This is a genomic window from Mesorhizobium sp. P3_A8 (genome assembly GCF_056402995.1).
Map to the genome: position 1 here is coordinate 334,324 of NZ_JBFUGI010000001.1, position 17,123 is coordinate 351,446.

The following is a 17,123-nucleotide window of genomic DNA, read 5'->3' on the forward strand; positions in this document are numbered from 1 at the left end:
CTGATGCGACCTGGAATGCGGTCACCAGTCGGCGATGCGATCACCGCCGGTGAACTGCGCACTTTTTTCGGTGTACTCGAACAGCTCGATCTTCACGCCGTTGGGATCGCGAATCCAGGCCTGAAAGGTATCGTCGCAGGCGTGCTTCTTTGCGGTCACGTCGATGCCCTTTGACTTGATATGGGCGATCGCGGCGTCGATGTCTTCGACTTCCAGGCAGAAATGGTTGATCTGGTTGAGTTCGCTGTAGGCGGCAGCATCCTTCTGGAACACTTCGACATGGCTGCGGCCGCCGCAATCGAGGTAGAAGCCAAAAATCCTGTCGTCGCGTAGAAAATTGAACCGCGTGCCCAGCCCGAGCACATCGCGGTAGAAGCTTCGCGTCGCTTCCAGATCATGCGCGAAAATGCAGACATGGGCGAGCTGCCTTACCTTGATCATCACAGGCTCCTGTTGGCCGTCACGCACCTCAGGTTGGCGGCGTGCCGTTCTCGGCCAGCACCGCGCCGGCGAAATAGAGCGATCCGCTGATCAGGATGCGCGGCGGCGGACCGTCCCAGGTGTCGCGCAGCAGCATCAGCGCGCTTGCAACGGAACTCACCGGTTCGGCCGTCAGCCCGGCTTCCGTGGCACGGATCGCCAGTTCGTCGTTTGGCACACCGGCCTCGCTCGTGCTCACCGGCACCGTATAGACATGCCGGACCAAGCCCTTGAAGGCGCGAAAATAGCCGGTCTGATCCTTGGTGTTGATCATGCCGGAGATGAGAAACAGCGGACGCGGGTTCTTCTCCTCCTGCTCGGCCAATGCCTCGGCAATGACCACGCCGGCGCCCGGATTGTGGCCGCCATCGAGCCAGATATCGGCACCCTTGGGCGCTAGGTCCACCAGCCTGCCTTGCGACAGCTTCTGCATGCGACCGGGCCACGCGACATTGGTCATTGCCTTCTCGGCGGCGCGATGGCTGATCTCGAAGCCGGCAGCCTTCACGGCTGCGATCGCTGCGGCCGCATTGGCGAATTGGTGGCGTCCGGGCAGGCGCGGTGGCGGCAGGTCCATCAGGCCGTCCTCGTCCTGGTAGACCATGCGGCCGTTTTCCTCGAAGGCGAGGAAATCCTGGCCGTAGACGAAGGTCGGGCACTCGAGCCTCTCGGCGGTTTCGATGATCGCCTGCAGCGCCGTCTCGCTTTCCTGGGCGCCGATCACCACCGGACAGCCGCGCTTGATGATGCCCGCCTTTTCGACGGCGATCAGTTCGACCCGGTCGCCGAGATAGGCTTCGTGGTCGAGCGACACCGGCATGATCACCGACACCGCCGGCCTGGCGATGACATTGGTGGCGTCCAGACGGCCGCCGAGACCGACCTCGATGATCGCGGCCGCGGCCGGATGTTCGGAAAACAGGATGAAGGTGACAGCGGAGAGGATTTCGAAAACGGTGATCTTCTGACCGCCATTGGCCTTGGCGACGCGGGCGATAGCTTCCGCGAATACCTTGTCGTCGACCAGCCTGCCGCCGCCCTCGGCGGCGAGCCGGTAGCGCTCATGCCAGTTTACCAGATGCGGCGAGGTGTGGACATGGACAAGGTGGCCGGAGGCTTCGAGCAGTGCGCGCGAAAAGGCGGCGCAGGAGCCCTTGCCGTTGGTGCCGGCGATGTGGATGACGGGCGGCAGCAAGTCCTGCGGATTGCCGAGCCGCTCCAGGAGCCGCGTGATGCGGTCGAGCGAAAGGTCGAAGCCTTTCGGGTGAAGCGCCATCAGGGCTTCGATTTCGCGGTCGGCGGCAAGCGTTGTCATGACAGAATCCCGGCGCATGGCCCGGGGACCAGAATCAATCCCGGAATGGCCATGGCAATCAAAAGGCTACAGCGCGCGACCGCCCTCGTGCAATCGCGGTCGCGGCGCTTGGTGTCGCGTCAGGCCTGCGGCCGGGCTTCGGCAGGGATCACCGCCGGCGGCAGGATTTCCGGCTCCAGCGGCTTTTGCTCGACCGGCATCTTGAGCAGCATCTTCAACAGCCGTGCGATCGTTTCGCGCATCTCGAGCCGCGACACCACCATGTCGACCATGCCGTGCTCCATCAGATATTCGGAGCGCTGGAAGCCGTCCGGCAGCTTCTCACGGATGGTCTGTTCGATGACGCGCGGCCCGGCAAAGCCGATCAGCGCGCCCGGCTCGGCGATGTGCACATCGCCCAGCATGGCGTAGGAAGCGGTGACACCGCCGGTGGTCGGGTTGGTCAGAACGACGATGTAGGGCAGACCGGCTTCCTTCAGCCGGTCGACACCGACCGTGGTGCGTGGCAATTGCATGAGGGACAAAATGCCTTCCTGCATGCGGGCGCCACCGGAGGCGGCAAACAGGATCAGCGGCCGCTTGCGCTGCAAGGCCGCTTCGAAACCGTGGACGATGGCGTCACCGGCCGCCATGCCGAGCGAGCCGCCCATGAAGGCGAAATCCTGCACCGTCACCACCACCGGCAGGCCCTCGACGGTGCCCAGCGCGTTGATGATGGCGTCTTCGAGGCCGGTCTTCGCCTTGGCGTCCTTCAGGCGGTCGACATAGCGCTTCTCGTCGCGGAATTTCAGCGGATCCTGGACGACCTTGGGGTTGTCCAGGGTCTCGTACTTGCCGTCATCGAAGAAGAATTTCAGCCGCTCCTTGGCCGAGATCTTCATATGATGGCCGGAAGACGGGATAACGAACTGGTTGGATTCCAGATCCTTGTGGAACACCATTTCGCCGGTCTCAGGATCCTTGATCCAGAGATTCTCGGGCATGTCGGTGCGCCGGCCGAGCATCGAATTGATCTTCGGGCGAACGTAATTGGTGATCCAGTTCATCGCTTCGGCTCCTGTCCTGACGAAGAGTTGGGTAAAGACGTAGGGAAACTATTCGGCAGCAGCAAGGCGAGCCGAGCGCACGCCTTGCGCCAGGCCGCTGACCAGGGTGGCGACGGCTTCGGCCGGGTCGGCGGTCTTTTCGCCCTTCGGCCCCAGCACATTGGCGACCGCATTGACGATCGCGGTGCCGACGACGACGCCATCGGCATTGGCGCCGATCACGCGCGCCTGCTCGGCGGTCTTGACGCCGAAGCCGACGCAGACCGGCAGGTCGGTGTGGCCCTTGATGCGCTTGACGGCGGCGGCGACCTTGCCGGTGTCGGCCAGCGCCGAGCCGGTGATGCCGGTCATCGATACGTAGTAGACAAAGCCCGACGTGTTCTGCAGCACTTTCGGCAGACGCTTGTCGTCGGTGGTCGGCGTCGCCAGGCGGATGAAGTTGATGCCGGCTTTCAGCGCCGGAATGCAGAGCTCCTCGTCCATTTCCGGTGGCAGGTCGACGACGATCAGGCCATCGATGCCGCTGGCAATGGCATCCTTGAGGAAGCGGTCGACGCCGTAGATGTAGATCGGGTTGTAATAGCCCATCAGCACGATCGGCGTTTCATTGTCGCTGGTTCGGAATTCGGCCGCCATCTTCAGCGTCTTGACCAGCGTCTGGCCGCCTTTCAGCGCGCGCAGGCCGGCAGCCTGGATCGCTGGGCCATCGGCCATCGGATCGGAAAACGGCATGCCGAGCTCGATGATGTCGGCGCCTGCCGGGGGCAGCGCCTTCATGATCGACAGCGAGGTGTCATAGTCGGGGTCGCCGCCCATGAAATAGGTGACGAGCGCCGGGCGGCCTTCGTTTTTCAGCTTCGCCATACGGCGGTCGATGCGGGTCACCATGTCTGGCCCTTTGGACGAATGTTACTCATAATCAACTCCCAATCGAAACTGTCCAAAGGGCCTAGATCTCCATGCCCAGCATCGAGGCCACCGTGTGCACGTCCTTGTCGCCACGGCCGGACAGGTTGACGATGACGATCTGGTCCTTGTCCATTTCAGGCACGATCTTCACCGCGTGGGCGATGGCGTGTGCGGATTCCAGCGCCGGGATGATGCCTTCGACGCGCGTTGTCAGTTTGAAGGCTTCCAGTGCCTCGTCGTCGAGGATCGGCACATATTCGACGCGGCCGGAGTCGCGCAGCCAGGAATGCTCCGGGCCGACGCCGGGATAGTCGAGACCGGCCGAAATCGAATGGCCGTCCATGATCTGGCCGTCAGCATTCTGCAGAAGATAGGTGCGGTTGCCGTGCAGCACGCCGGGCGCACCGGCGTTCATCGAGGCGCAATGCTCGATGCCGTCGAGACCGCGCCCGCCGGCTTCGATGCCGATGATCTTGACCTCCTTGTCGTCAAGGAAGGGATGGAACAGACCGATGGCATTCGAGCCGCCGCCGACAGCAGCAATGATGGTGTCAGGCAGCCGGCCTTCCTGCTCGAGAATCTGCGCGCGCGCCTCGATGCCGATGACCGACTGGAAATCGCGCACCAGCTCCGGATAGGGATGCGGGCCGGCGGCAGTGCCGATCAGATAATAGGTGTCCTCGACATTGGTTACCCAGTCGCGCAATGCCTCGTTCATGGCGTCCTTCAGCGTGCCGTGGCCGGCCGTGACCGGCCGCACTTCGGCGCCGAGCAGCTTCATGCGGAAGACGTTCGGGCTCTGACGGGCAACGTCGGTGGCGCCCATATAGACGACGCAGGGAAAGCCGAAGCGGGCGGCGACGGTGGCGGATGCCACGCCATGCTGGCCGGCGCCGGTCTCGGCGATGATGCGCTTCTTGCCCATGCGCTTGGCGAGCAGGATCTGGCCGAGGCAGTTGTTGATCTTGTGCGACCCGGTGTGGTTCAGGTCCTCACGCTTGAAATAGACTTTTGCGCCGCCCCCGAGGCCCTTCGCCGAGGAAACCTCACGAAGATGCTTCGTCAGGCCTTCGGCGAAATAGAGCTTTGAGGGCCGCCCGGCATAGTGGGTCGAAAGATCGGTCAGCTCAGCCCTGAAGTCCGGATCGTTCTTGACCTCGTTCCAGTTCCGCTCGAGGTCGAGGATCAAAGGCATGAGCGTTTCGGCGACGAAACGACCGCCGAAAATGCCGAACATGCCCTGCTCGTCGGGTCCGGTGCGGAAGGAATTGGGTGTCGCCGGCTTGTTCATCGCCGATCTCCTGCATCTTGATGTCTGATCATGTCCTTGTCGGAAAACCGGTTCCCACTTTTCCTGGACATGCTCTCATTTAAGGCCTTAGGCGGCGCGGTCGTCGCGTGCTGCCCGGACGGCCCGGAAAAACTGTTCGATCAGCGCCGGATCCTTGACGCCCGGCGCGCTTTCCACGCCCGAGGAAATGTCTATTCCGGGCGGGTTGGCAAGCCGAAGGGCGTCGCCGATGTTGGCGGCGTTGAGCCCACCGGAAAGCATGTAATCGACGCCGGCGTCAAGGCCGGCAAGGATGCGCCAGTCGAAGGCGACGCCATTGCCGCCCGGCAATACTGAGCCCTTTGGCGGCTTGGCGTCGAACAGGAACCGGTCTGCGACACCGATGAACGGCTTGATCCGGTCGAGATCGGCGGCCTCGCCGAGCGGCAGCGCCTTCATCACCGGCAGACCATAGCGGGCTTTCAGTTCGGCCACGCGCTCAGGTGCTTCCGAGCCGTGCAGCTGCAGCATGTCGGGCTGCATCTTTTCGATGATCTCATCCAGGAAGGCGTCGCTGGCGTCAACGGTGACGGCAACCGCCAAGGCCTTGCCGCGCGCCGCTTCGCGCAGACGCCCGGCTTCCACCGGCTCGACGTAACGCGGGCTTTTCGCAAAGAAAATAAAGCCGACATGGCTGGCACCGCCGGCCAGTGCCGCGGCCATTGCCTGGTCGGTCTTCAAGCCGCAGATCTTGATGTCGAGCGCCATGGCGCGGGAATTGGCATGAAACGCGCCAAGAGTCGAGAAAAAGCATGATGTTTGCCGGCACCGCCAAAGGCGCTACCTATGGATAGACAGCTTGCCAGGCGGGAGAAAGATCATGGCCGACAGAACCGTTGCCGAACTCAGACAGAAGATCGCCCAGGCGCGCGAGGTCATCACCCATCTGATGGACAAGGCCGCCTTCAACGGCGCCGAAGCGCACCGCGCGCTGGATTATTTCGGTGGCGATGAATTCGACGGCAATTTTTTGCCGTGGCCGCATCATGGCGATGAAGGGCTGCGGCCGGATGAACTCAATGCTGCGAACGACGATTGACTACTCAAACACGATCGCCTGCAGCGCGCCGCCATTGCGCTTCAGCCAGTCCTTGCAACGGTCGGTGTCGGGGCAGAGTTTTTCGCACAGTTTCCAGAATTTCGGGCCGTGATTCATCTCCTTGAGATGCGCCACCTCATGCGCGACGAGGTAGTTTATGACGGGCTGCGGCGCCATCATGATGCGCCAGGAGAAGGACAGATTGCCCTCCGAGGTGCAGGAGCCCCAGCGGCTGGACGTGTCCTTGTAGCGGATCGCCTTGGCGCGCTTGCCGAGCGCCTCGGTGTGCTTGATCACCAGCTTCTCGATTTCCTTCTTGGCCTCGCGCTTCAGGAAATCGGCGATGCGGCGCGGCAGATGGATGCGATCGCCATGCACGACCAGCAGCGGACCGCGCTCGTCGCGCGACACGGTGACGGTGCCGCGCTTTGACGGTTCGTGGACGATGCGGTGCGGGACGCCGCGTATCGGGATCTTGATGCCAGGCCGCACTTGCGGGCGCGTCGGCACCTTGGCAAGGCGCTGTTCCAGCCAGTCCTGGTGACGGTCGAGAAACCTGTCCACCTCGCCCCGGCGCAAGCCCGGCGGCACGGTGATGCGCAGGCCCTGGCCGCCGGAATCGATGCGCAGCGTCAGGCGCCGCGCCCGGGCGCTCTCGACGATCTTGAGCGGCAACGTGCGGCCGGCGACACAATATTCTCGCTCCACGACGGGCGTGGGCTTGGGCTTCGTCAGATTGCGAAAAAATCCGAGGGTCATGACCGGACGATACGCGATTCGAGAAAAACGAATAGAACAAAAAAGAAACGGCGCCGCTCGCGCGACGCCGTTCTCATACCTTGGCCCCGTCGCTAAGCCTCAGTCGTCAAGCAGGTTCGAGCCTTTGCCACGCTTGGTGGGGGTCGTGCCGGTGCTCGGATCGCTCTTCGCAGGTGCAGTCGACTTGTTGCGGTTCGCCATGAAGCGATCGAACTCGTCCTGATCCTTGGCGCGGCGCAATTCGCGGGCGTATTCGTCGAACTGCGTCAGCATCTCGTCGAGCTTGCGGCGCTCTTCGTTCAGGCGCTCAAGTTCCTTTTCGCGCCAGTCGTCGAAAGCGACGTTGCCGGTGCGGGCGGAGCCATTGCCCCAGCGCGCGGCCTTGTCGGAACTGCGGCGGCAGCCGGCGAAGATGCCGTCTGTGGCGCGGTTGACGTCCCGCTTGAACCCGTCGAGCCGGTCGCCCCAGATGATATAGGCGAGCATGGCAAAGCCGAGCGGCCAGAACACCATGAAGCCGATCACCATCAACGCGATGGTCGCCGGCGTCCAGGCCGGGCGGATCAATGCAGATGTGTTCATTTTCTCCCATTCCTTCGGTTGGAGACAGCCAGAACCGGCTGCGTGGAATCGAAATGGGAAGGCAAAAACGGCGATTCAAGACAATGTCCGCCAAAACCGGACAAGCGACTGAAATGATTATCGCTTTTTGAGCATATCGAGGAAAAGCACGACCAGCCCGGCGATCAGGCCCCAGAATGCGGCGCCGACGCCGAACAGCGTCAGGCCGGAGGCGGTGACAACAAAGGTGACGGTGGCGGCCATGCGGTCGGCCTCGTCCTTCAGCGCGATCGCCAGCGCGTTGGCGAGCGACGCCATCAGCGCAAGACCCGCCACCAGCACGATCAGGCTCTGCGGCAGGACGGCGAAGATCGCTACCAGCGAAGCGCCGAAAATCGCGAAGATAAGATAGGCGAGCGCATAGAACGGCCCGGTCTTCCAGCGCTCGGCGGGGTCGGGATGAACGTCGGGTCCGGTGCAGATAGCCGCCGAGATCGCCGCCAGATTGGTGGTCGAGCCACCGAACGGCGCCGACAGCAGCGAAAACAGGCCGGTGACGCCGATCAGCGGGCCGGGCTCCGGGTGATAGCCGGCGGCGCGCAGCACGGCGAGGCCCGACAGGTTCTGCGAGGCCATGGTGACGAGATAGAGCGGTAGCGCCAGGCCAATCATCGCCTTGGCGGTGAAATCGGGCGCAATCAGCGTGAGCGTCGACAGTTCGGGTGTCGGCAGGCCGCCGACACGGCCCGTCAGGAAGGCGGCCAGACCGCCGCCGATCAGCACCGCCAGCACCGACAGCGCCGGGTTGAACAGGCGGATGACGAAGAACACCGCGATCAGCGGCAGGATCAGCCAGGGGTCGACGGGAATGGTCTTGACCGCATTGAGGGCGAAGGTGACGACAATGCCGGCCAGCATGCCAGAAGCGACGGAGGGCGGTATCCTGGAGATCAGCTGCGTCAGCGGCCGAAACAGGCCGGTGGCGATCAACAGGATGGCGGTGACGATGAAGGCGGCGACGGCCTCATTGATCGAAAAGCCGCTCGAGGCCGCCATCAGCGCCAGGCCCGGCGTCGACCATGCGGTGATGACAGGCATTTTCGTGCGCCAGGACAGCCACAGGCTCTCGATCGCCATGGCCAGGCAAATGGTCGTCACCCAGCTCGCCGTCTGGATTTGCGTTGCACCAACCGCGTGGGCGGCGGCAATGACGATGGCCAGCGTGCCGCCAAAGCCGACGATGGCAGCGACAAAGGCTGAGATCGGGATGGAGAGGCGCATCGTCACTTGCCCCGCCCGGCCATGTCGCCGACCGCCCGCAGCAGCATGTCGAGATCCTGTGGCCGCGACAGGCGGTGGTCGCCGTCCGGGATCAGTGACAGCGTGACATCGTCGGCCGGCAGCAGGCTGACCAGTTTCAGAGCGTGGCTCGACGGCACGTCCGGATCGGCCAGGCCCTGCAGGATGTGGACCGGGCAATGCGTGTCGATCGGGCCCGTCATCACCCGGTTGTGGCGCCCGTCCTCGATCAGGGCTCGGGTGTAGATGTAAGGCTCCGTGGAATAGTTCGACGGCTCGGCGAAGAACCCTTTTTCAGCGAGGTCGCGCTTCTGCGCTTCGGACAGCACCGGTTCGACCAGCTCAGAGGTAAAATCCGGCGCCGGCGCCAGCAGCACCAGGCCGACGATTTTTGCGCCACCCGCCTTGCGCAATTCCTGCACCATGCGCAGCGCGATCCAGGCGCCCATCGAGGAACCGACCAGGATCTGATCGCCCTTGGTGAAATGGCGGAACACGGCAAGGCTTTGCGACAGCCATTTCGAAATCGTGCCGTCGGCAAAGACGCCACCGGATTCGCCGTGGCCGGAATAGTCATGACGCAGGAAGGCGCGGCCCTCTTTCGCCGCCCAGTCCGACAGCGTCTGCGCTTTCGTGCCCAGCATGTCCGACTTGTAGCCGCCCAGCCAGACGATGCCGGGCGTAGAACCCGCGGTATAGCGCACCGCGATGCGCGCTCCATCGACATCGAGAAAGGTTGGGGGCGTGGCGGTCATGGCTTTTCCTCAGGCCCCTCTTTTGGCACGGTGTTCTTGTGGCACAGCCACAGGCGTGGCGAAAAGTGCTCGTGCTGCTTCTTTGTTTGGTACAGGACAGTGATCAGGGTGATTTTCTGTCAATGCTGTGCTATTGACTCCGCCCGCGCGCTCCCCACATTGGCGCGTCCAGACATCAGACCGACAAAACCCGGAACGAAACGGCCAAGGAGACCACGACCATTCGCAGACCTTTCAAAGCAGCGGCGCCGACCAAGGATGGGCCGCGCTCCAACCGTGATATCCGGGTTCCCCGGGTCCAGCTTATCGACGCCGAAGGCCAGAACCGCGGCGATGTTTCCATCAACGACGCATTGCTGCTCGCCGAAGAGGCCGGGCTCGATCTCGTCGAAATATCGCCCAATGCGGTACCGCCCGTCGTAAAGATCCTCGATCTCGGCAAGTTGAAATACGCCAACCAGAAGAAGGCAGCCGAGGCGCGCAAGAATCAGAAGGTCATCGAGATCAAAGAGATCAAGATGCGCCCGAACATCGACAGCCATGACTACGAGACCAAGATGAAGGCGGTTCGCCGCTTCTTCGAGGAAGGCGACAAGGTCAAGCTGACGCTGCGCTTCCGCGGTCGCGAAATGGCGCATATGGAACTCGGCATGCAGCTTCTGAACAAGGTGCGCGAGGAAGTGGCGACCATCGCCAAGGTCGAGGCGGAGCCGAAGCTCGAAGGCCGCCAGATGATGATGGTGCTGGCGCCGCGCTAAGGCGCGCCGTCAGCGATATCACGGCGTGGTCACGATAAGGTTAGGCGTGGCCATCACGTTAAATCCGCCTGAATTGTGTTACAGGCCGTCCCGGCGATTGGCGGGACGCCTGTTTCTTGGCGAAAGCTGCGATCGCCGGCTAAGCTCTTCGACGATCGGGTATTCCCTTGGACAATGAAGTCAAATACGGGCTGGGTAACTACCAGCAGATGCGCCGACTGGTGCTTGCCGTGCTCGTAGTGGTGCTGTTTTTGGCGCTGCTGTTCGGCCAATCGACCTTCCCGCCCGACACGCCGGTGCATGAATCGATCGAGATGTTCGGCGTGCTGTTGATCTTCCTTGGCATCGTCGGCCGCCTCTGGGCGACGCTCTATATAGGCGGGCGCAAATCCTCCGAGGTGGTGACGGGCGGACCCTATTCGATCACCCGCAATCCCCTTTATGTGTTCTCGACGGTGGCGGCGGCCGGGGTCGGTGCCCAGATCGGCTCGTTCTCGGGCATCATCCTGTTTGCGCTGCTTTGCGCCGGGGCCTTCCACATCGTCATCTTGCGCGAAGAGAAATTTCTCAAGGAGGCGCTCGGCGCACCCTATGCGGACTATCTGGCGCGGGTGCCGCGCTTTTTCCCGAACCTCTCCCTCTACCAGGAGGGCGATACAGGCAGCTTCAAGCCGCGCCTGCTGCTCACCACGCTGCTCGACGGGCTGGTGTTCCTGATCGCGCTGCCGGCTTTCGAACTGATCGACGGCGCGCAGCTGTCGGGCATGCTGCCGGTGTGGTTCACGCTTCCCTGACCGGGGACAGAGCGTCGCACGGCCTGAGGTGTTGCGCACCAGCCGTCTTTGACGTATAGGACCGCCGTTCAAGAAAACCGCCCGGCAGGGCATGCCGTGGCGGTTTCATTTGCTTTTCGGGCTTTGGTCGGCCCGGAGCGAACAAGAAGCGCGATAGTGCGCCAACTAGACGGAGTAGCAAAATGCCCAAGATGAAGACCAAATCGGCCGCCAAGAAGCGGTTCAAGATCACAGGTACGGGTAAAGTCCTGTCGGCTGCGGCCGGCAAGCGTCACGGCATGATCAAGCGTTCCAACAAGTTCATTCGAAATGCCCGCGGCACGATGGTTCTGGCTGAACCGGATGGCAAGAAGGTCATCAAGAATTTTCTGCCGAACGGCCTCTAAGGCATTCGGTCCGGACACGCATTAGTTTTACGCAATTCGGAACGGAAAGCCGCCAGGCACCTGGAATTGCTTTTAAGGAGATCATGACATGGCACGCGTAAAGAGAGGCGTCACCTCGCACGCCAAGCACAAGAAGGTCCTGAAAGCCGCGAAAGGCTTCTACGGCCGTCGCAAGAACACCATCCGCATCGCCAAGCAGGCGGTGGAAAAGTCGATGCAGTACGCGTATCGCGACCGCAAGAACCGCAAGCGCTCGTTCCGCGCGCTGTGGATCCAGCGCATCAACGCCGCGACGCACGAGCATGGCCTGACCTATGGCCGCTTCATCGACGGGCTCAACAAGTCGGGCATCGAGATCGATCGCAAGATCCTGTCGGATATGGCCATCCATGAGCCGCAGGCTTTCGCAGCCCTGGTCGCCAAGGCCAAGGTGGCGCTCGAATATCTGAAGAACACCACGCCGAACGCTTTTGAAAGCGCTGTCGCCTAAGACCAGCGCTTCCCAAGCATTCGCAATTCTGATTTGGGGAACCCGCGCTGGCACGGCTGGCGCGGGTTTTTCTTATGCCTGAATACCCAACTTGAACGTGACCACCTTCACGTTAGCGCAGATTTCCAACGTAGCGAGTTTGACCGTGAACGACGCAACCACCGGCCTGGATACGCTTGAAAGCTCACTTCTGGCCGACATCGCATCGGCCGCCGACGAGCCGGCCATCGAGGCCGTGCGCATCGCTGCCTTCGGCAAGAAGGGCACCGTGTCCGAGATGCTGAAGACGCTTGGTGCCATGACCGCCGAGGAGCGCCAGATCAAGGGCCCTGTCATCAACGGCCTCAAGAACCGCGTCACCGAGGCGCTGACGGCCCGCAAGGCCGAATTGAAGGACGTGGCCATCGCCGCACGCTTGGCCGCCGAAAAGGTCGACGTGACGCTGCCGGTGCGGCAGTCGCCGGCCGAACGCGGCCGCATCCATCCGATCAGCCAGGTCATCGACGAGATCGCGGCGATCTTCGGCGATCTCGGCTTCGCCATCGCCGAAGGTCCCGATATCGAGACCGACTATTACAATTTCACCGCGCTGAATTTCCCGGAAGGCCATCCAGCGCGCGAGATGCACGACACCTTCTTCTTCCAGCCGGACGAGAAGGGCGAGCGCAAGCTTTTGCGCACCCACACCTCACCCGTGCAGATCCGCACCATGGAGAAGCAGAAGCCGCCGATCCGCATCGTTATTCCCGGCAAGACCTACCGCCAGGATTCGGACGCCACCCATTCGCCGATGTTCCATCAGGTCGAGGGTCTGGTGATCGACAAGACGGCCAACGTCGCCAATATGAAGTGGGTGCTGGAAGAGTTCTGCAAGGCGTTCTTCGAGGTGCCCTCGGTCAAGATGCGCTTCCGCCCATCCTTCTTCCCGTTCACCGAGCCAAGCCTCGAGGTCGACATCCAGTGCGACCGCTCGCGGCCCGGCGAAGTGCGCTTCGGCGAAGGCTCCGACTGGATGGAGATCCTCGGCTGCGGCATGGTGCACCCCAATGTGCTGCGCGCCGGCGGGCTCGATCCCGATGAGTATCAGGGCTTTGCCTGGGGTATGGGCATCGACCGCATCGCCATGCTGAAATACGGCATGCCGGACCTGCGCGCCTTCTTCGACGCGGATGTCCGCTGGCTGTCGCATTACGGTTTCCGGCCACTCGACATGCCGACGCTGTTCGGAGGCCTGAGCGCGTGAGCGTAGCTGCCGATCCCTATGCGGACGCGGTGACCTTCCGCTTTGGCGACAGCCCGGGACTCGCCGACGAGTTGCTGGCGCTGGTGCTGTCGAGGCGCAAGACCGCGACCTGCGGCGCGTTGCGCGATTACGGCGGCGCCGAGCCGGTGCCGGAGGTCGGACGCCGCGATGTCGTGCTCGACGGCAGCGGCAGGCGCGCGGCGGTCATCGAAACGGTCGAGGCCATTGTGCGGCGCTTCGACGAGGTTGATGCCGACTTTGCCCATGACGAGGGCGAGGGTGATCTGAGCTATGAATACTGGCACGAAGCCCATCGCGCCTATTTCGAGCGCAATGGCGGCTTTTCGCCTGACATGAAACTGGTTTGCGAACGCTTCCAGCTGGTCGAAGTGTTCAGTCAAGATGACGCGAAAGTATGAGACGATGAACGAGCTGTTGCATTACCGCTTCCGGCCGCTCGCCATGCCGACGCTCTTCGGTGGGTTGAGCGCATGACTGCGCCCCACATCGGCGGCTGCCGCTGCGGCGTCGTGCGGTTCGAGGCTTCGGCCGAGCCGCATCACATCAGCTATTGTCATTGCGGCGATTGCCGGCGGGCGAGCGGCGCGCCGGTATCGGCCTTTGTCGGCTTCCTGGTCGACCAGGTGGCGTTCACCGGCAAGGCGCTGAAGATGTATGAGAACGGCCCGGTGACGCGCTCCTTCTGCGGCGTCTGCGGCTCGCCCATCGCCTATGTCGATGAGCGGCTGGAGGACGACATTTACTTCATGCTCGGCGCCATGGACGCGCCGGCCGATTTCACGCCGACGCTGCATGCCTATGTCAGCAAGCAGCTGCCTTTCCTGCATATGTCCGACGATCTGCCGAGACATCTGAAATCAAGCGTCAAAAGACCAGACGGAACAGTCCCATGAAATTCACCCTCTCCTGGCTCAAGGATCATCTCGAGACCGACGCCTCGCTCAATGCGATCGTCGAGCGGCTGACGTCGATCGGCCTCGAAGTCGAGCATGTCGACGACAAGTCGAGCCTGAAACCCTTCGTCATCGCCAAGGTGCTGACGGCGGTGCAGCACCCCGATGCCGACAGGCTGCGCGTGCTGACCGTCGATACCGGCGACGGCAAAGCACCTGTTCAAGTGGTGTGCGGAGCGCCCAACGCCCGCGCGGGCCTGATCGGCGCCTTCGCCGCACCCGGCGCCTATGTGCCCGGCATCGATGTGACGCTGACGGTGGGCAAGATCCGTGGCGTAGAGAGCCATGGCATGATGTGTTCCGAGCGCGAGCTGGAACTGTCCGACGAGCACAATGGCATCATCGACCTGCCTGAGGATGCGCCGGTCGGCACCAGCTTTGCCGCCTATGCGCATCTCGACGATCCGGTCATCGAGATCAATCTGACGCCGAACCGGCCCGATGCCACCAGCGTCTACGGCATTGCCAGGGATCTGGCGGCAAGCGGGCTCGGCACGCTGAAAAGCGCTGCGGTCGAAGCGATCCCCGGCAAGGGCGAAACGCCGGTCAAGGTGACGATCGAGGCGCCGGAGCTTTGCCCCGGTTTCGCCTTGCGCCTCGTGCGCGGCGTCAAGAACGGTCCGTCGCCGAAATGGCTGCAGCAAAGGTTGATCGCCATTGGTCTGAGGCCGATCAGCGCGCTGGTCGACATCACCAACTACGTCACCTTCGACCGCGGCCGGCCGCTGCATGTGTTCGATGCCAAGAAGGTTGCCGGCAACCTCGTCGTGCGCCGCGCGCGCGACGGCGAGAAGGTGCTGGCGCTCGATGGCCGCGAATACACGCTGACGCCGGACATGTGCGCCATCGCCGACGACAATGGCGTCGAATCGATCGCCGGCGTCATGGGCGGCGAACATTCGGGCTGCGACGAGAACACCACGGATGTGCTGATCGAATCGGCGCTTTGGGACCCGATCACCACCGCCCGCACCGGCCGCACGCTCGGCATCATCACCGATGCGCGCTATCGCTTCGAGCGCGGCGTCGATCCTGAATTCATGGTCCCCGGCGTCGAGTTGGCGACGAAACTGGTGCTCGATTTCTGCGGCGGTGAGCCGACCGAGACCGAGATCGTCGGCTATGCCGACCACAAGCCCAAGATCGTTTCCTTCCCGCTGTCGGAAGTGACGCGTCTGACCGGCATCGAGGTGCCGAAGGCAGAAAGCCTCGACATCCTGTCGCGCCTCGGCTTCAAGCCACAGGGATCGGGCGATGTCGTCGATGTGGCGGTGCCGTCCTGGCGGCCCGATGTCGACGGCAAGGCCGATCTGGTCGAGGAAGTGATGCGCATTCACGGCGTCGACAACATCGCCCCGCAGCCGCTCGGCGCGCATGATGCGGTCAATTCCAAGATCCTGACGACGCTGCAGGTCCGCACCCGCACAGCCAAGCGGGCGCTTGCCGTGCGCGGCATGATGGAAGCCGTCACCTGGTCGTTCATCCCCGCCAAACACGCAGAACTGTTCGGTGGCGGCCAGACGGCACTGAAGCTCGCCAACCCGATCGCCGCCGACATGTCCGACATGCGGCCGTCGCTGCTGCCGGGGCTGATCGCCGCCGCGCAGCGCAATGCCGACAAGGGCATTGGCGACGTGGCGCTGTTCGAGGTGTCGGGCACCTATGAGGGCGACGGCGCCGACCAGCAGCGGCGCGTGGCCGCCGGCGTGCGCCGCGGCACCGCCAAGCTCGACGGCTCCGGCCGCAACTGGGCCGGCAATTCCGGCCCGGTCGGCGTGTTCGACGCCAAGGCCGATGCGATCGCGGCACTGGAAGCCTGCGGCGCGCCAGTCGACCGGCTGCAGATCGAGGCAGGCGGCCCGGCCTGGTACCATCCCGGCCGTTCCGGCACGATCAAGCTCGGGCCGAAGACCGTGCTCGGCACGTTCGGCGAGTTCCATCCGAAGACAATGGAAGGGCTCGATGTCTCCGGGCCGCTCTGCGGCTTCGAAGTGTTCGTCGATGCCGTGCCCGAGCCGAAGGCCAAGCCGACCAAGACCAAGCCGAAGCTGGAGCTCTCCGCCTTCCAGGCGGTGAAACGCGACTTCGCCTTCGTCGTCGACAAGTCCGTCGAGGCCGGCACGCTGGTGCGCGCGGCGTTGGCCGCCGACAAGAAGCTGATATCGGGGGTTTCGGTGTTCGACATCTTCGAAGGCGCGTCGCTCGGCACCGACAAGAAATCGATCGCCATCGAAGTGTCGATCCAGCCGGTCGAGAAGACGCTGACCGACGAGGATTTCGACGCGCTGGCCAAGCGTATTGTCGAGAATGTCGGCAAGCAGACGGGTGGCGTGCTGCGCGGGTAGCTTGCGAGCAGATGGCGAATCGTCCTCCAAAGGGCGATGGACCATCTGCGCTATTCCGGGCTGCCGTTCGAAGCACAACGCGAAGCGTTTCTCGACATCGTGTCGGCAGACCCGCTGGTTCGCGAAGCGCTGGCGCGTGCCTGTACGCTCGACCTTCCGGGCTGGCTGGTGGTTTCCGGCGCGCTCTACAATTCCGTCTGGAACCATCTGATCGGGAAGCCGTCGGGCTACGGCATTAGGGATGTCGACCTGTTCTATTTCGATGACAGCGACCTGTCCTATGAGGCCGAGGACGCTGTCATCCGCCGGGCCGCAAAGCATTTCGAGGGGCTGACCCTGCCGGTGGAGGTGCGCAACCAGGCGCGGGTGCATCTGTGGTATCCGCAGAAGTTCGGACAGCCCTGCCCGCGCTACACCAGTTCAAGCCAATCCATCAGTTATTTCGCCTCGAAGACGCATGCCGTTGGGGTGCGCTACGACGCTGGCGGGCAGTTGGAGCTGGTGGCGCCGTTCGGGCTGGATGATGTCTTCTCGTTTCGCATCACGCCGAACCGGGTGATGGACAACCAGCGGACTCATGAGGCGAAGGGTAAGCGGGCGCAGGAGTGCTGGCCGGGGTTATCAGTCGTGCCGTGGTAGG

Annotated in this window: 20 protein-coding genes; 10 read left to right on the top strand and 10 right to left on the bottom strand. The window is 63.1% G+C overall.

The window, feature by feature from the left end:
• Positions 1–21: 21 nt before the first annotated feature.
• From AC1DX4_RS01470 to AC1DX4_RS01495, 6 genes are all read right to left on the bottom strand, one after another.
• Positions 22–441 (bottom strand): VOC family protein, encoded by a 420-nt coding sequence (locus AC1DX4_RS01470; protein WP_477218625.1) that lies wholly within the window; start codon positions 439–441, stop codon positions 22–24.
• A 28-nt stretch (positions 442–469) separates the two neighbouring features.
• Positions 470–1,795 carry a bifunctional folylpolyglutamate synthase/dihydrofolate synthase gene (locus AC1DX4_RS01475; protein WP_477218626.1) on the bottom strand — a complete coding sequence of 442 codons (1,326 nt, stop codon included), beginning with the start codon at positions 1,793–1,795 and terminating at the stop codon, positions 470–472.
• A gap of 119 nt (positions 1,796–1,914) precedes the next feature.
• Positions 1,915–2,841, bottom strand: coding sequence for an acetyl-CoA carboxylase, carboxyltransferase subunit beta (gene accD, locus AC1DX4_RS01480; RefSeq protein ID WP_477218627.1), 927 nt, complete (start codon positions 2,839–2,841; stop codon positions 1,915–1,917).
• Positions 2,842–2,889: 48 nt separating this feature from the next.
• Positions 2,890–3,729, bottom strand: a complete 840-nt coding sequence (gene trpA / locus AC1DX4_RS01485; RefSeq protein ID WP_477218628.1) for a tryptophan synthase subunit alpha — start codon at positions 3,727–3,729, stop codon at positions 2,890–2,892.
• A gap of 61 nt (positions 3,730–3,790) precedes the next feature.
• Positions 3,791–5,041: a tryptophan synthase subunit beta gene (trpB, locus tag AC1DX4_RS01490; RefSeq protein WP_477218629.1), complete on the bottom strand. Its 1,251-nt coding sequence runs from the start codon at positions 5,039–5,041 to the stop codon at positions 3,791–3,793.
• An 87-nt stretch (positions 5,042–5,128) separates the two neighbouring features.
• Positions 5,129–5,788, bottom strand: a complete 660-nt coding sequence (locus tag AC1DX4_RS01495) for a phosphoribosylanthranilate isomerase (RefSeq protein WP_477218630.1) — start codon at positions 5,786–5,788, stop codon at positions 5,129–5,131.
• Between the two features lie 112 nt (positions 5,789–5,900).
• On the opposite strand from AC1DX4_RS01495, the gene AC1DX4_RS01500 reads away from it, so the two are divergent.
• Positions 5,901–6,119, top strand: a complete 219-nt coding sequence (locus AC1DX4_RS01500; protein WP_477218631.1) for a hypothetical protein — start codon at positions 5,901–5,903, stop codon at positions 6,117–6,119.
• On the opposite strand, the gene AC1DX4_RS01505 is transcribed toward AC1DX4_RS01500, so the two are convergent.
• The 4 genes from AC1DX4_RS01505 to AC1DX4_RS01520 all read right to left on the bottom strand — a co-directional run bounded on the left by AC1DX4_RS01505 (position 6,120) and on the right by AC1DX4_RS01520 (position 9,493).
• On the bottom strand, positions 6,120–6,878 hold the full coding sequence (locus tag AC1DX4_RS01505) for a M48 family metallopeptidase (RefSeq protein WP_027040667.1): 759 nt from the start codon (positions 6,876–6,878) through the stop codon (positions 6,120–6,122).
• Between the two features lie 99 nt (positions 6,879–6,977).
• A complete protein-coding gene (locus tag AC1DX4_RS01510; RefSeq protein WP_477218632.1) occupies positions 6,978–7,460 on the bottom strand; it encodes a DUF2852 domain-containing protein in 483 nt (160 codons plus the stop codon).
• A 117-nt stretch (positions 7,461–7,577) separates the two neighbouring features.
• Positions 7,578–8,720, bottom strand: coding sequence for a benzoate/H(+) symporter BenE family transporter (locus AC1DX4_RS01515; protein WP_477218633.1), 1,143 nt, complete (start codon positions 8,718–8,720; stop codon positions 7,578–7,580).
• A 2-nt stretch (positions 8,721–8,722) separates the two neighbouring features.
• Positions 8,723–9,493, bottom strand: coding sequence for an alpha/beta hydrolase (locus tag AC1DX4_RS01520; RefSeq protein ID WP_477218634.1), 771 nt, complete (start codon positions 9,491–9,493; stop codon positions 8,723–8,725).
• Positions 9,494–9,714: 221 nt separating this feature from the next.
• Between AC1DX4_RS01520 and infC the strand changes: the two genes are divergently transcribed.
• The 9 genes from infC to AC1DX4_RS01565 all read left to right on the top strand — a co-directional run bounded on the left by infC (position 9,715) and on the right by AC1DX4_RS01565 (position 17,122).
• Positions 9,715–10,251 carry a translation initiation factor IF-3 gene (infC, locus tag AC1DX4_RS01525; RefSeq protein WP_010912915.1) on the top strand — a complete coding sequence of 179 codons (537 nt, stop codon included), beginning with the start codon at positions 9,715–9,717 and terminating at the stop codon, positions 10,249–10,251.
• 167 nt (positions 10,252–10,418) lie between these two features.
• Entirely contained in the window at positions 10,419–11,045 is a 627-nt protein-coding gene (locus tag AC1DX4_RS01530) for a methyltransferase family protein (RefSeq protein WP_477218635.1), read from the top strand.
• 182 nt (positions 11,046–11,227) lie between these two features.
• Positions 11,228–11,431 carry a 50S ribosomal protein L35 gene (gene rpmI, locus AC1DX4_RS01535; RefSeq protein ID WP_006201248.1) on the top strand — a complete coding sequence of 68 codons (204 nt, stop codon included), beginning with the start codon at positions 11,228–11,230 and terminating at the stop codon, positions 11,429–11,431.
• A gap of 88 nt (positions 11,432–11,519) precedes the next feature.
• The gene (rplT, locus tag AC1DX4_RS01540) at positions 11,520–11,921 is read left to right on the top strand and encodes a 50S ribosomal protein L20 (protein ID WP_023672281.1); all 402 of its coding nucleotides are present in this window, start codon (positions 11,520–11,522) and stop codon (positions 11,919–11,921) included.
• 145 nt (positions 11,922–12,066) lie between these two features.
• Complete coding sequence (gene pheS / locus AC1DX4_RS01545; protein WP_475454523.1) at positions 12,067–13,164, top strand: phenylalanine--tRNA ligase subunit alpha; 1,098 nt, start codon at positions 12,067–12,069, stop codon at positions 13,162–13,164.
• Positions 13,161–13,583 carry an ASCH domain-containing protein gene (locus tag AC1DX4_RS01550; protein ID WP_477218636.1) on the top strand — a complete coding sequence of 141 codons (423 nt, stop codon included), beginning with the start codon at positions 13,161–13,163 and terminating at the stop codon, positions 13,581–13,583. The genes pheS and AC1DX4_RS01550 overlap by 4 nt, the downstream gene beginning before the upstream one ends.
• Positions 13,584–13,655: 72 nt before the next feature.
• Positions 13,656–14,078, top strand: coding sequence for a GFA family protein (locus tag AC1DX4_RS01555; protein WP_477218637.1), 423 nt, complete (start codon positions 13,656–13,658; stop codon positions 14,076–14,078).
• Positions 14,075–16,483, top strand: coding sequence for a phenylalanine--tRNA ligase subunit beta (gene pheT / locus AC1DX4_RS01560; protein ID WP_477218638.1), 2,409 nt, complete (start codon positions 14,075–14,077; stop codon positions 16,481–16,483). The genes AC1DX4_RS01555 and pheT overlap by 4 nt, the downstream gene beginning before the upstream one ends.
• 36 nt (positions 16,484–16,519) lie before the next feature.
• Positions 16,520–17,122: a nucleotidyltransferase family protein gene (locus AC1DX4_RS01565; protein ID WP_477218639.1), complete on the top strand. Its 603-nt coding sequence runs from the start codon at positions 16,520–16,522 to the stop codon at positions 17,120–17,122.
• Position 17,123 lies beyond the last annotated feature (1 nt).

What these genes read in the sequence shown, in the direction of transcription:
- AC1DX4_RS01470 (WP_477218625.1), bottom strand. Translation starts at nt 441, where the DNA reads ATGATCAAGGTAAGGCAGCTCGCCCATGTCTGCATTTTCGCGCATGAT.
- AC1DX4_RS01475 (WP_477218626.1), bottom strand. Translation starts at nt 1,795, where the DNA reads ATGACAACGCTTGCCGCCGACCGCGAAATCGAAGCCCTGATGGCGCTT.
- accD (WP_477218627.1), bottom strand. Translation starts at nt 2,841, where the DNA reads ATGAACTGGATCACCAATTACGTTCGCCCGAAGATCAATTCGATGCTC.
- trpA (WP_477218628.1), bottom strand. Translation starts at nt 3,729, where the DNA reads ATGGTGACCCGCATCGACCGCCGTATGGCGAAGCTGAAAAACGAAGGC.
- trpB (WP_477218629.1), bottom strand. Translation starts at nt 5,041, where the DNA reads ATGAACAAGCCGGCGACACCCAATTCCTTCCGCACCGGACCCGACGAG.
- AC1DX4_RS01495 (WP_477218630.1), bottom strand. Translation starts at nt 5,788, where the DNA reads ATGGCGCTCGACATCAAGATCTGCGGCTTGAAGACCGACCAGGCAATG.
- AC1DX4_RS01500 (WP_477218631.1), top strand. Translation starts at nt 5,901, where the DNA reads ATGGCCGACAGAACCGTTGCCGAACTCAGACAGAAGATCGCCCAGGCG.
- AC1DX4_RS01505 (WP_027040667.1), bottom strand. Translation starts at nt 6,878, where the DNA reads ATGACCCTCGGATTTTTTCGCAATCTGACGAAGCCCAAGCCCACGCCC.
- AC1DX4_RS01510 (WP_477218632.1), bottom strand. Translation starts at nt 7,460, where the DNA reads ATGAACACATCTGCATTGATCCGCCCGGCCTGGACGCCGGCGACCATC.
- AC1DX4_RS01515 (WP_477218633.1), bottom strand. Translation starts at nt 8,720, where the DNA reads ATGCGCCTCTCCATCCCGATCTCAGCCTTTGTCGCTGCCATCGTCGGC.
- AC1DX4_RS01520 (WP_477218634.1), bottom strand. Translation starts at nt 9,493, where the DNA reads ATGACCGCCACGCCCCCAACCTTTCTCGATGTCGATGGAGCGCGCATC.
- rpmI (WP_006201248.1), top strand. Translation starts at nt 11,228, where the DNA reads ATGCCCAAGATGAAGACCAAATCGGCCGCCAAGAAGCGGTTCAAGATC.
- rplT (WP_023672281.1), top strand. Translation starts at nt 11,520, where the DNA reads ATGGCACGCGTAAAGAGAGGCGTCACCTCGCACGCCAAGCACAAGAAG.
- AC1DX4_RS01555 (WP_477218637.1), top strand. Translation starts at nt 13,656, where the DNA reads ATGACTGCGCCCCACATCGGCGGCTGCCGCTGCGGCGTCGTGCGGTTC.
- pheT (WP_477218638.1), top strand. Translation starts at nt 14,075, where the DNA reads ATGAAATTCACCCTCTCCTGGCTCAAGGATCATCTCGAGACCGACGCC.
- AC1DX4_RS01565 (WP_477218639.1), top strand. Translation starts at nt 16,520, where the DNA reads ATGGACCATCTGCGCTATTCCGGGCTGCCGTTCGAAGCACAACGCGAA.